Origin of the sequence: Rhodococcus (subgen. Prescottella) equi (assembly GCF_003013675.1) — a bacterium.
GTDB classification, from domain to species: Bacteria; Actinomycetota; Actinomycetes; order Mycobacteriales; family Mycobacteriaceae; genus Prescottella; species Prescottella equi.
Genome location: NZ_CP027793.1, coordinates 1,104,542 through 1,116,164, shown reverse-complemented (window position 1 = coordinate 1,116,164; position 11,623 = coordinate 1,104,542). Strand labels below are relative to the sequence as shown.

The 11,623-nt window shown below is 68.2% G+C and carries 11 protein-coding genes; 4 read left to right on the top strand and 7 right to left on the bottom strand.

Features of this window, described 5'->3' with window-relative positions:
- Window positions 1-173 precede the first annotated feature (173 nt).
- Window positions 174-1,610 (top strand): MFS transporter, encoded by a 1,437-nt coding sequence (locus C7H75_RS05365; protein ID WP_037084575.1) that lies wholly within the window; start codon window positions 174-176, stop codon window positions 1,608-1,610.
- Between the two features lies 1 nt (window position 1,611).
- On the opposite strand, the gene C7H75_RS05360 is transcribed toward C7H75_RS05365, so the two are convergent.
- From C7H75_RS05360 to C7H75_RS05350, 3 genes are read right to left on the bottom strand one after another with little or no spacing between them, the layout of a single operon-like run.
- Window positions 1,612-2,151 (bottom strand): VOC family protein, encoded by a 540-nt coding sequence (locus C7H75_RS05360; RefSeq protein ID WP_005515213.1) that lies wholly within the window; start codon window positions 2,149-2,151, stop codon window positions 1,612-1,614.
- Window positions 2,152-2,156: 5 nt separating this feature from the next.
- Window positions 2,157-3,038, bottom strand: a complete 882-nt coding sequence (locus C7H75_RS05355; protein ID WP_175272008.1) for an oxidoreductase — start codon at window positions 3,036-3,038, stop codon at window positions 2,157-2,159.
- A 55-nt stretch (window positions 3,039-3,093) separates the two neighbouring features.
- Window positions 3,094-4,083 (bottom strand): alpha/beta hydrolase, encoded by a 990-nt coding sequence (locus tag C7H75_RS05350; protein WP_049799410.1) that lies wholly within the window; start codon window positions 4,081-4,083, stop codon window positions 3,094-3,096.
- A gap of 490 nt (window positions 4,084-4,573) precedes the next feature.
- On the opposite strand from C7H75_RS05350, the gene C7H75_RS05345 reads away from it, so the two are divergent.
- The gene (locus C7H75_RS05345; RefSeq protein WP_005515221.1) at window positions 4,574-5,467 is read left to right on the top strand and encodes a pseudouridine synthase; all 894 of its coding nucleotides are present in this window, start codon (window positions 4,574-4,576) and stop codon (window positions 5,465-5,467) included.
- Between the two features lie 111 nt (window positions 5,468-5,578).
- Complete coding sequence (locus C7H75_RS05340; protein ID WP_106851052.1) at window positions 5,579-6,355, top strand: SDR family NAD(P)-dependent oxidoreductase; 777 nt, start codon at window positions 5,579-5,581, stop codon at window positions 6,353-6,355.
- Between the two features lie 22 nt (window positions 6,356-6,377).
- Here C7H75_RS05340 and C7H75_RS05335 read toward each other — a convergent pair whose 3' ends face one another.
- From C7H75_RS05335 to C7H75_RS05320, 4 genes are all read right to left on the bottom strand, one after another.
- Entirely contained in the window at window positions 6,378-6,944 is a 567-nt protein-coding gene (locus C7H75_RS05335) for a TetR/AcrR family transcriptional regulator (RefSeq protein ID WP_005515223.1), read from the bottom strand.
- Between the two features lie 11 nt (window positions 6,945-6,955).
- Window positions 6,956-8,578 carry an FAD-binding protein gene (locus tag C7H75_RS05330; RefSeq protein ID WP_106851051.1) on the bottom strand — a complete coding sequence of 541 codons (1,623 nt, stop codon included), beginning with the start codon at window positions 8,576-8,578 and terminating at the stop codon, window positions 6,956-6,958.
- A 33-nt stretch (window positions 8,579-8,611) separates the two neighbouring features.
- The gene (gene hsaA, locus C7H75_RS05325) at window positions 8,612-9,787 is read right to left on the bottom strand and encodes a 3-hydroxy-9,10-secoandrosta-1,3,5(10)-triene-9,17-dione monooxygenase oxygenase subunit (protein ID WP_013414977.1); all 1,176 of its coding nucleotides are present in this window, start codon (window positions 9,785-9,787) and stop codon (window positions 8,612-8,614) included.
- 211 nt (window positions 9,788-9,998) lie between these two features.
- Complete coding sequence (locus C7H75_RS05320; protein ID WP_005515227.1) at window positions 9,999-10,601, bottom strand: TetR family transcriptional regulator; 603 nt, start codon at window positions 10,599-10,601, stop codon at window positions 9,999-10,001.
- A gap of 236 nt (window positions 10,602-10,837) precedes the next feature.
- On the opposite strand from C7H75_RS05320, the gene C7H75_RS05315 reads away from it, so the two are divergent.
- Entirely contained in the window at window positions 10,838-11,596 is a 759-nt protein-coding gene (locus C7H75_RS05315; protein WP_084922375.1) for an IclR family transcriptional regulator, read from the top strand.
- The last annotated feature ends 27 nt before the right edge of the window (window positions 11,597-11,623 follow it).

The following is an 11,623-nucleotide window of genomic DNA, read 5'->3' as shown; positions in this document are numbered from 1 at the left end:
GTCGGCGCGGCGGGGACGCCGACCCGCGCCGAGAGCCGTCGACAAGCCCGCGACCTGGGTGTTCGCACGACCCGAGGCGGCGAAGGTCCGCGGTTGTGACAACGGACACAGTGCTCCTCGGGCGCATCCATCTCCTTGACCTCGAGTGCGCTCGAGCTTCTACCTTCGGGTCCATGACAACCCGAACCGACGGCTCCGGCACCTGGCGTCAGCTTCTGAGCGGGCGACATCTCGGGGTCGCCGCCGTGCTGGCCGGCGGAGTGGCGCTGTATGCGATCAACGTCTATCTCACGAGCAGTCTGCTGCCCACTGCGATCGACGACATCGGCGGACGTCGCTATTACGCCTGGACGTCGACCGTGTTCCTCATCGCGTCGGTGCTCTCGTCGATGATCGTCAGCCGGACGCTCGCCGCCCGCGGCCCGCGCGGCGCCTATCTGATCGGCCTCGCCCTCTTCGCGTTCGGAACCGGGGTGTGCGCGCTGAGCCCGACCATGGAACTGCTCCTGGCCGGACGCGCCGTGCAGGGTTTCGGTGGCGGCCTGCTCGCCGGCCTCGGATACGCGGTGATCAACTCCGCGCTGCCCCGGCATCTGTGGACCCGCGCCAGCGCACTGGTCTCCACCATGTGGGGTGTCGGCACCCTGGTGGGCCCTGCCGTCGGCGGGGCGTTCGCCCAGTTCGGCGCGTGGCGGTGGGCGTTCGGTGCGCTGATCGTGTGCACCGCGGCAGTCGCTGCCCTCGTTCCGGTAGTCCTGCCGCCGCACACCCGTGCGGACGACCGCGTCGTCGCCCCCGTGCCGGTCGTCCCGCTGGCGCTGCTCACCGCCGCGACGCTGCTGGTGAGCGTCGCCGGGCTCCTCTCCCACGCGGCGATCGCGGCCGCCGCCGTCGCCGGCGCGGTGGGCCTGGTCGTGTGGTTCGTCGCTGCCGACCGGCGCAGCCCGCACGGGGTGTTGCCGCCGTCGACGTTCTCCGGGTCGTCCCTGAAATGGGTGTACCTGACCATCGGGGTCCTCGCGATGGCATCGACGGTCGAGACGTTCGTCCCGCTGTTCGGGCAGCAGCTGGCCGGGTTGGCGCCCCTCGTCGCCGGATTTCTCGGTGCCGCACTGGCACTCGGCTGGACGGTCGGCGAGATCCCGAGCGCGTCGGCGGCGGCTCCGAACGCGGTCCGCCGCATCGTGCGGTGCGGCCCGCTCCTGGTCGCGGCCGGCCTCGCGATCATGGCAGTGGTCCTCGCCGAACAGGCCGGGAGCGGCCGCGTCGCGCTCTGGGCGACCGGGCTGATCGTCGCCGGCGCGGGCATCGGCATCGCATGGCCGCATCTGGCGGTCGGGGCCATGAACGCCGTGGCCGAACCGGTCGAGGGCGCCCGCGCGTCCGCCGCGATCAACACCGTGCAGCTGATCGCCAACGCGTTCGGTACCGCGCTGGCGGGCGTGCTGGTGAACCTCGGAGGACAGTCCGAGATGCGTTCGGCGCAACTGCTGCTGTTCGGCTTCGCCGCACTTGCATTCGTCGGCGTATGGACCGCGTGGCGCGCCACCCCGGTGCGCGGGCGCCCGAAGACCGCGGTCCGGCGCGACGTGGACGCGATCGCCGGCTAGTTCAGCCGCGGGCGCGGGCCGCGAACACCCGCTCCCAGAGGTGCCGATCGGTGCGCGGACCCCCGCGGGTATCAGCGCCGTAGCGGGCGATCTCGGCATCGATGTCGAGCGGACGCGTCGGCGGCTGCGCGGGCACGAGTTCGTCGATCGCGAGCGCGTCCGGCACCAGCCAGCACACCTCGAACTCGATGCCGTCCGGGTCGGCCGCGTACAACGCCTTGGTGGAGCAGTGGTTGCTGGCCCCCGTCAGCGCGCCCGCCGCGAGCAGACGCTCACGCATCTGCGCCAGGGCGGCGAGCGTGTCGACCTCCCAGGCCAGGTGGTACAGCCCGACGTTGCCCGGCGTCACGCGGCTCACCGGGGCGGGGCTCTGGAACAGGCCCAGGTCGTGGTCGTTCGCCGAGTCCGGCGCCTGCAGGAACGCCGCACCGGGGAACCCGCCCGGCAGTGCCTTGAACCCGAGCACATCCTGGTAGAAGGCCAGGCTGCGCTGCAGGTCCGACACGAACAGGACGGCGTGGTTGAGTCGCTCGATCGCCAACGCGGTCAGCCTCCGAAGTCGTAGGTGACGCCGGTGAGTTGCTCCGACGCCGACCACAATTGTCGCGCAACGCTCCGGTCGTGCGACTTCCGGTTCGACGAAACCACTTTCGGGTAGCCCCGCGTCTCGAACATCGACGACGGACCGAGGTAGCTGCCGCCGATCGCGTCGGGCACGGTCGCGGCGTACAGCATCGGCAGCGCGCCCATCTTCGCCGACTGCGCGATGAACGGATTGGCCAGCGCCATGACCCTGCTGGAGATCGACTCGGTGTGCGATTGCAGGTTCGTCGCGGCGTAACCGGGATGCGACGCCAACGCGCGTACCTGAGAACCCGACGCGGACAGCTTGCGCTGCAACTCGTATGTGAACAGCAGGTTCGCGAGCTTGGACTGCCCGTAGGCCGGCCAGCGCCGGTACGTTCGGCGTTCCCAGTTCAGGTCGTCGAGGTCGATACTGCCGATCTTGTGCATGGTGCTCGACATCGTCACGACACGATCGGTGACCTTGCCCAGCAGCAGGCCGGTGAGCGCGAAATGCCCCAGATGGTTGGTGCCGAACTGCATCTCGAACCCGTCGGCCGTGCGACCGAGCGGCACCGCCATCACGCCCGCGTTGTTGACGAGCACGTCGACCGCATCGACCGAGTCCGCGAACTCCCGCACGGACGCCAGGTCGGCGAGGTCGAGGCGGCGCACCTGCGCCCGCTCCCCCAACGGCGCCGCGACGGCCTTGCCCTTGTCGACGTTGCGGCAGGCCAGGATCACGTGCGCGCCGGCCTTCACGAGCGCCTTCGCCGCCTCGGCCCCCAGCCCACTGTTAGCACCCGTCACGACGAACGTCCGGCCGCTCTGATCGACGATGTCCCCTGCATCCCATGTGGTCATGGCCACAGACTACGGAAACCTGGTCGGCGGAAGTGTCGATGCGCGCAAGACGTCTTCACCACGCGTTCAACGCGTTCAGGATCTGTGGTCGCGCCTGCCACAGCTCGCCCGACCAGTACGGCCACGCATGGGTACCGGTGCCGCGGAACTGAAAGTTCGCGGGAATGCCCAGGGTGTGCAGACGAAACTCGAATGCCCGCGTGGTGACCATGGACAGGAACTCGAGGCCCATCGCCATCGTCGTGTTCCAGTAGCCGACCAGGTCGGTGGGTCGGTCGTACACGCCCGGTATCCCGTTGCCGGCGGACACGTACATCGACAGGCCCTGCAGTTGCGGCGCCGAGACGAACGGATCGTTGCGCATCCACGCCGGATCCCACGGGAAGCCCCACATCGAGTCGGCGTTGTAGCGGCCCGCGTCGTACATCGCAATCCGAATCGCCTCGCGCATGCCCGGCGCCGTCGTATTCAGATAGCCCGACAGCGAGCCGGCGAATCGGAACTGGTCACGATGGTAGGCGGCGAGCGTCATTGCGGCCGTTCCCCCCATCGACAATCCGACGACTCCGGTATTCGTGCGGTCCACACCGAAATTGGCCAGATAGTCGGGCAGTTCGCGAGTAAGAAACGTCTCCCATTTGTAGGTGATCGGCTGAGCATTGAAATTGCTGGGGTTGTACCAGTCCGAATAGAAGCTGGCTTCGCCGCCCACAGGCATGACGAGAGTGACGTTGTCCAGCGCGAACTGCTCCATCGCATTGGTCTCGAAGCTCCACGCGTTGCGGTCGTTGCGTGCCCGCATGCCGTCGAGTAGATACAGCGAGGCGCTACCGCCGCGCGCGGCCCACTGGACCTGAACCTTGATGTCCCCCATCGACGAAGGGACCCACAGCTCCTGATAGCCACCTCGCGCTACCTGGCGAGCGGTCCCCGCGGAAGCCCCGGGCGCAGCCGCCAACACGCAGCCCGCACACGTGATCAACGCGACGAGAACCGCCATCAGTCGATGTCGCCATGCCGTCGCCCAATTTCCGGAGTAGTACATCGAACCGCTTCCTGCCACCTGCCGTCGACCTCGACGAACAACGAACACAACCCTCTGTTGATCAGCTGCACACGAGCAGTCGTTAGCAGAACGAAATGTGGCAAAACTCTCTCTCGGACAATTCTTGAGAGTTCTCTGAGAGTTTCGGATGGTTCACAGATTTCGTGGTAGTCGATTTCCGGAACCACGATATGCGCCGCGATCAGCAGAAATGGCGACCCCGCCCGGTCGGCGGCCCGCGCACCACGACGAAGAAGCGCGGCCACGCGCGTCGTGGGTGGCCGCCTCGCCCCGCGAAACGGACCGCGCGGGTTGTTGACCAAGGACGCCGGCAGCGCAGCCCGGCGACGCGTCGAAGAGAAGGGCAGCGCCACCACCCACCCCTCAAGAGTGGCGGACGCCGCAACTTACCGAAGGGTAAGGTAAGAAGGTGCGCACGTCAACGCCCTGCACACGACCCGTCGCGAGCCGGGGCCGGTACCGTCGACACGTGCCCGCCGCTCCCCTGCCCGTCCGCGACGGACTGAATCCCACCCGACTGCGCCTACCCGACGACGGCGCGTGGCCCACCGCGCTCGGGTACCTACTGTCGCGGTTTCCCGGCGACGCGAAGAGGTTGCAGGAGAAGGTGGATGCGGGTGAGGTGGTCGACGAGCACGGCACGCCGATCGACGCCGTCACCGCGTACCGGCCCCGCGCGTTCCTCTACCTCTACCGCGACCCACCGGCCGAGAAGCGCGTCCCGTTCGAGGTGGACGTCCTGCACCGTGACCAGGACCTGCTCGTGGTCGACAAGCCGCACTTCCTCGCGAGCACCCCGCGCGGCGCGTACGTAGTCGAGTCGGCCCTGGTCCGGTTGCGCCGCGAACTCGATCTACCCGAACTGACACCCGCGCACCGACTGGACCGGATCACCGCCGGGGTGCTGCTGTTCACGGTGCGCCGCGAGGCACGGCGCGCGTACCAGTCACTCTTCGACGAACGCCGGGCGACAAAGGTGTACGAGGCGCTCGCACGGCACGATCCGTCCCTGCACCTGCCGGTCACGGTACGGAGCCGAATCATCAAGGAGCGCGGCGTACTACAGGCGCGCGAGGTGGACGGCGAGCCGAATGCGGAGAGTCGCATCGAACTGCTCGACGTCCGCGACGGCGTGGGCCACTACCGGCTGCTGCCACGCACCGGCAAGACCCATCAGTTGCGCCTGCACATGTGCTCGCTCGGCGTCCCGATCATCGGCGACAACTTCTATCCGCGCTTCTACGACGTGGCCTCCGACGACTATTCCGACCCGTTGCGCCTGCTCGCACGCAGTCTCGAGTTCGACGATCCCTACACCGGCGTCCGCCGCCGCTTCGAGAGCCGGCGCACGCTCACCGTTTGACGTTCCGGTCCGGGATTTCCCATTGCCCGGGCGAATCAGACCACTCGAAACCAAGCAAGTGCTAGGTTGCCTGACATCTCGCAAGGAACGACGCCAGCAGGGAGCACACCAGTGAGCACCACATCCTCGAGTTCGACGACGACCACCGCCCTCGTCACGGGCGGCACCGGCGGGATCGGCGCCGCGATCGTCCGCCGACTCGCAGCCGAGGGACACAACGTCGTCCTGACCTACCGATCCAACGCCGACGCCGCCGCCAAGTTGGTCACCGAGGTCGAGGAACTCGGCGTCCGTGCCGCAGCGCACTCGGTCGACCTCACCGACGTCCGGCAGCTGGGCGACCTCGTCGCCGCGATCACCGCAGACTTCGGCGACCTGTCGATCCTGGTCCATGCGGCCGGTCCGCACGTGCCGATGGTGCACCTGTCGAAGGTCGAGCCGTCCACGTACGCTGCGCATCTCACCGACGAGGCGACCGCGTTCTTCACCGTCGTGCAGGCCTGCCTGCCGGCGCTGCGCGAGGCGTCGGGCTCGGTTGTCGCCGTCACCACCGCCGCCACCGACCGCTACCCCGTTCGGGACGGGCTGTCGGCGGGAACCAAGGGCGCCGTCGAGGCGCTGGTGCGCGGCTTCGCCGCCGAGGAGGGGCGCTTCGGCGTCCGCTTCAACGCGGTCGGCCCGGGCATGCTCACCGACGGCATGGCCGAACGGCTCATCAGCTCCCAGAGCCTGGACCAGCGGGCACTCGACGTCACGATGAGCCGGATCCCACTGCAGAAGTTCGGGACCGCGGTCGACATCGCCGAAGCCGTCTGTTTCCTCGCGAGCCCCAAGGCCGGTTTCGTGACGGGCCAGAAGCTCAACGTCGACGGCGGCTACACCGTCTGAGCCGTCCCCGACCGGCTCGGGATCACGGCAGCAGCAACCGCGCCGAGATCTCGAGCCTGTCGGCGATGTGCCCGTACGAGTCGTACCCCATCCCGGCCCGCAGCAACGCGCCCGCGTACAGCATTTCGAGCGCCTCGAGGAGGTCGTCGTCGGGTTCGTCGCCCATCGCGTGGAGCAGTCGCTTACGGATCTCGAGTCCGATGCGCGCCCGCAGGTGCACGACGTCGGGGTCACGGCCCAGCAGCGCGGTCGTGACGGCGGCCGCGAGTTCGGGCTCGTCGGAGACCAGCAGTGCGACGCTGCGCAGCACCTCGACGATGCGGGTGGTCCGGTCGTCGGAGACCGGCTCGTCGGCCGGCATCGCCGCCAGCCGGCGCCAGAACACCTCCGCGACCAGGTGTTCCTTCGAGGAGAAGTAGGTGTAGGCCGTGGCCGGCGCCACCCCGGCCTGCTTCGCCACCAAACGAACGGTCAATCCGGCGAACCCGTTCTCGCGTAACACCTCCACGGCGCAGCGAGTCAGCCGAGACACCGTCTCGGCCTGCTTGGTCGTCAGCCGACGACGGGTCGATTCGAAATCGCCAGACACATGTCCGGAGGCTACGCGAGCCGCCCACCTCGTGCCACGACGGCCCCCGCCCGGCGCCCCGAGTACACGCAGTCGGCGATGGACAGGCCGCTGACGTAGGACTGCGAGCACACCCCGACCGCGGTGCGTCCGGCCGCGTACAGACCGGGGATCGGAGCGCCGTCCACCCCGGTCACCGCCCCGGTCCACTCGTCGACCGTCAGGCCACCGAGCGTGAGCACCGGGCACGGGAACCCGGCCTGCACCCGGATCGAGCAGTCGAACGCGTAGAACGGGCCGTCGACCAGTGGCGTGACGTGAGCGGGATCCTTGCCCATCGCATCGGGCACCCCGGCCCGACGGTCCGCGTTGTACCGCTCGAGCGTCCGCGCCAAGCCCGCCGGATCGATGCCGGTACGGCGGGCGAGCTCCTCGGCAGTCGCACCCTTCTTGTGGCCCACGGTGTACAGGTACGTCGTCTGCAGACGCTGGAACCACAGCGTCTGTTCGGGGACCTGACGTTTCGCGTCGGCGAGGACGCGCGAGTCGACGACGAGATACGCGGCGACATCGGTCTGCTCGGCGATGTGCTCGCCGATCTTCGCGCCGTAGAACAGTTCGTTGCAGATGCGCTCGCCCTCCTTGTTGACGAGCACGCCCTCGGTCATCGCGATCGGCGGATTGAAGAAGCGCCACGCCGACACCCGTTCCATGCGGTCGGTGGCACCGCCGGCGGACTGCCCCAGCCGGATACCGCTGCCGTCGTCGCCGATCGTGCCCAGCCCGGTCCCACCGAGATAGCGCGGCGCGTACTCGCCGAGCATCTCCCGATCGAAGACGAATCCCCCGGCGGCGAGGATGACACCCTTGCGCGCCCGGTACCGGCGCACCACCGAGTGCCCGTCCTCGATCCGACGGATGGGGCCGTCCATCAGGCGACCGACCGGGCGGTAGTAGAGGTTCCACTTGCGGTTGAGCGACCCGAGCATGCGGTGCAGGACGCGGCGCCCCCGAGCCCGCGGATCCACCTCGCGGCACTCGACGCCGATCACCGTCCCGGCGTCGTCGGTGATCAGCGACGTCACCGTGGTCTGGCAGCGGACGTCGATACCCCGGCGCTTGCGGGCCGACTTCGCCATCGCCGAGAAGAACACCTTGCCCGACGTGCCCTTGCCCTTGGTCCGGTGACCGCGCGGGGCCGGGGTCGCCGCGTCCTTGTACGGCGGCGCCAGTTCGTTGCCCGAGTAGTACAGGTAGTACTCGTTGGTGGGATATGACGTCTTCCGTGGCGCCATGCTGCCCTCGAACGGCACCCCCAGGCGCTCGAGCCACTGCAGGTTCTCGACACTGCGCTCACAGAAGTCTTCGAGCAGATCGTCGGAGACCACGCCTGCCGTCTCGAGCTTCAGGTAGTCGAACATCGCCGACGGGGTGTCGTCGAAGCCGGCCTCCTTCTGCTGCGCAGTTCCACCGCCCGCGTAGTAGATGCCGCCGCTGATCGCGGTCGCCCCACCGCCCTGGAACCTCTCCACCACCAACACATCGGCACCCAGGTCGGCGGCCTCGATGGCGGCACTGGCACCGGCCGCGCCGAAGCCGACCACCACGACGTCCGCCTCGCCGTCCCACTTCTCGGATCCACCGTACGACTGCATGTTTCGCCTCCCACTGATTCTGCGACCCGGGGATCACACCCACGCGTCGTGGATGTCCCGGCCTAGTTCGTTGCGCCCGAACAACACCAGCGGCTGGTACGGGTCGTTGATCACGTGAGCCCGTCCTGCATGGGCATCGCGCCAGAAACGCTGGATCGGGGCATCGGTACGCAGGGCACCCCCACCGGCGTGGTCGAAAAGACGATCGATCGCGCCGACGGCCATGCTCGACGCACTCACCTGGTCGCGGCGGGCCTTGACCCGCAACGACACCGGAATGCGGACGTCGGCGTGCGCGAAGTCCAGCATCTCGGAGAAGTTGCGCTCCAACTGCATCCAAGCCAGTTCGATGTCGCGCGCCGACTCGGCCAGCGCGGCCTGCATGAACTGATCGTCCGTGAACCGCAACGGACTCACCGCAGCGGTTCGGCCGGTCTGGTACGCGGTGAACGCGGAGTAGGCTCCGTCGGCCATCCCGACGATCGGCGCAGTGATCGTCGTCGAGAAGACCGCGGAGAACGGCAGGCGGTAGAGCGGCGCCGTGTTGACCGCCTGACCGGGACCGGCGCACTGCACCGTGGACGTGAAACTCAACGTCCGGTAGTCCGGAACGAAGACGTCCTCGACCACGAGGTCGTTGCTGCCGGTGCCGCGCAATCCCACGGTGTGCCAGACGTCGTCGATGCGATAGTCCCGGGCCGGGATCAGAAAGGTACGGAAATCGATGGGGTCGCCGGCGTCGTCGACGACCAGACCGCCGACGAGCACCCAGTCGGCGTGGGCCGATCCGGACGAGTAACTCCACCGGCCCGAGAAGAAGAATCCGCCGTCGGACGCGATCGCCCGCCCCATCGGCGCGTATGCCGACGACATCAGTGTGTCCGGATTCGCTCCCCACACGTCTCGCTGGGCCCGCACGTCGAACAGCGCCAACTGCCAGGGATGCACGCCGACGACCGACGCCACCCACCCCGTCGATCCGCACGCGCCGGCGAGAGATCGCACCGCGGCGTAGTAGTCGCGGGGATCCGCCTCGAATCCGCCGAACGCGTGGGGCTGGAGCAGACGGAAATAGCCGATCTCGGTGAGCCTGGCGATCACTTCCGTGGAGATCTGCCGGTCCCGCTCGACCTGGCCGGCGCGGTCGCGCAGCATCGGCAACAGGTCTCTGATGTCGTCGAAGACGTCGACGACCTGCCGATCACCCATCGCACCCCTGTCCGCGCCGAGGGCACCCTCCACGGCCGCATCCGAACCGACCGAACACTCGGGCGATCACCTCCATCGGGGTGAGGGTAGAACAGGGTGCAGAGTTTGTCGACGATCTACGGTAAACACGGAGGCCAGGACGCCGAAAGGGCCGGGCGCCGAAACTGGAATCTGTTCCAGTTCTGGAGGCGGTGGGATCGCCGAGCGAGCGTCAGGCGTAGTCGGCGAGCACCAGACGAATTACGTCCTCGACGTTTCGCACGGCCTGCGCGTAGCTGATGCGGCCCGCCGTCCAGAAGGACAGCGCCGCGAGCATCGTCCCGTCGACGGCCAGGATCGCAACCCGGGACACATGGTCGGGAACCCCGTCCATGAGGGCGAATGTCGCGGCGTGGTTCACGTGCGCGCGCCGCTGCATCGACTGCCGGACGTAGGGGTCGGACGACGCCGTCAACTCCAGGTCGAGCCGAGCAAAGTTCGGGCCCCTCTGAAATGCCCTCAACTGGCGGCGGTACAGCGCGAGCACCCGTTCACACACACTGCGATCGTCGGACTCGCCGGAGGCGACCGCCCGGGCGCGTTCGACCTCGAGCTTGCGGGACAGCCTGTCGTTCCAGGCCTCCATCGAGGCCGCCATCAGGTGTTCCTTCGTGGGGAAATAGCGATACAGCGTCCCCAGCGCGACGCCGGACCGCTCGGACACCTCCCGCATCTGGATCCGGTCGGGCTCCGTCTCCTGCAGGAGGTCGATCACCGCCTCGGTGAGGGCCGCCCGCCGCCCCCGCTGGCGCGCCGTCATCCCCTCCGTCGACATCGGAGCGCCACAGTCACCTCGCACCGCGCCACGATAACGCAGCCATCGGAAGTATTTGAAACATCGTTCTCACTTCTCGTGAAAGACGTACCATGGAAATATCTTTCGGAGCCACCCCGTACTCACGGGTAGCGCTCCACGGTGGGGGTCAATCGCCCCGCTCGGCTTGTTGCACAGCCCCGCGGTGGGTATAACGAATGGACCGGTAGGCGATCGCGCCGGGGATTGGAGGAGCCGTGACCGTCATCGACGACGAAGTGAGGGCCGCGGTCGCGGACGTCCCCCCGACGATGGCCGAGCGGATCACGCTGATCCTCGACCAGTTCGACGGCGCCGGCACCCGGCTCACCGCGGAGGATCTCGTCCAGCTCACGAGCATCCCGCGATCGACCACCCACCGCATCCTCGACCAGTTGACACAGTTGAACTGGCTGAGGCACAACCGGACGGGTTACCGCCTGGGGTGGCGGGCGATCGCCCTGGGACGCAGCAACGAGCGCGACGAACTGCGCGCTGCAGCCGCCCCGCATCTGCATCAGTTGCACCTTCACACCCGTATGATCACGCACCTGTCGGTTCTCGACGGCCGCGACGTCGTGTGGCTGGACAAACTCGGCGGCCGCTGCGCCGACACGATCGCCACGCGGGTCGGCGGGCGCAGCCGGGCCGACCTCACCAGCGAGGGCAGGGCAATGTTGTCCCTGTTGCCCCCGGAACACGTCGACGTGCTGTACGGCGACATCCTCTCGACGGAGCCTCTTCGCGAACTACACGGACGCATCGGCGTCATCCGCACCCGCTACGGCCGCACGTGGGAGACCGACGCGCAAGGGGTGTCGTCGGTGAGCGCCGCCCTGCTCACCGGCGAATCCGATCATGTTCAGCTCAGCTGCATCTCACTGCGCGGGCGGGTCCATCAGAATCAACTGCAGGGTGCGATTCCGCTGCTCGCGGCGACGGTCCGACGGGTGGCCGAGCGGATCGCGGAAGACTGACGGGCAGACCCGTTCACCCGGGGACCT

What these genes read in the sequence shown, in the direction of transcription:
- C7H75_RS05365 (WP_037084575.1), top strand. Translation starts at nt 174, where the DNA reads ATGACAACCCGAACCGACGGCTCCGGCACCTGGCGTCAGCTTCTGAGC.
- C7H75_RS05355 (WP_175272008.1), bottom strand. Translation starts at nt 3,038, where the DNA reads ATGACCACATGGGATGCAGGGGACATCGTCGATCAGAGCGGCCGGACG.
- C7H75_RS05350 (WP_049799410.1), bottom strand. Translation starts at nt 4,083, where the DNA reads ATGTACTACTCCGGAAATTGGGCGACGGCATGGCGACATCGACTGATG.
- C7H75_RS05330 (WP_106851051.1), bottom strand. Translation starts at nt 8,578, where the DNA reads ATGCAGTCGTACGGTGGATCCGAGAAGTGGGACGGCGAGGCGGACGTC.
- hsaA (WP_013414977.1), bottom strand. Translation starts at nt 9,787, where the DNA reads ATGGGTGATCGGCAGGTCGTCGACGTCTTCGACGACATCAGAGACCTG.
- C7H75_RS05320 (WP_005515227.1), bottom strand. Translation starts at nt 10,601, where the DNA reads ATGTCGACGGAGGGGATGACGGCGCGCCAGCGGGGGCGGCGGGCGGCC.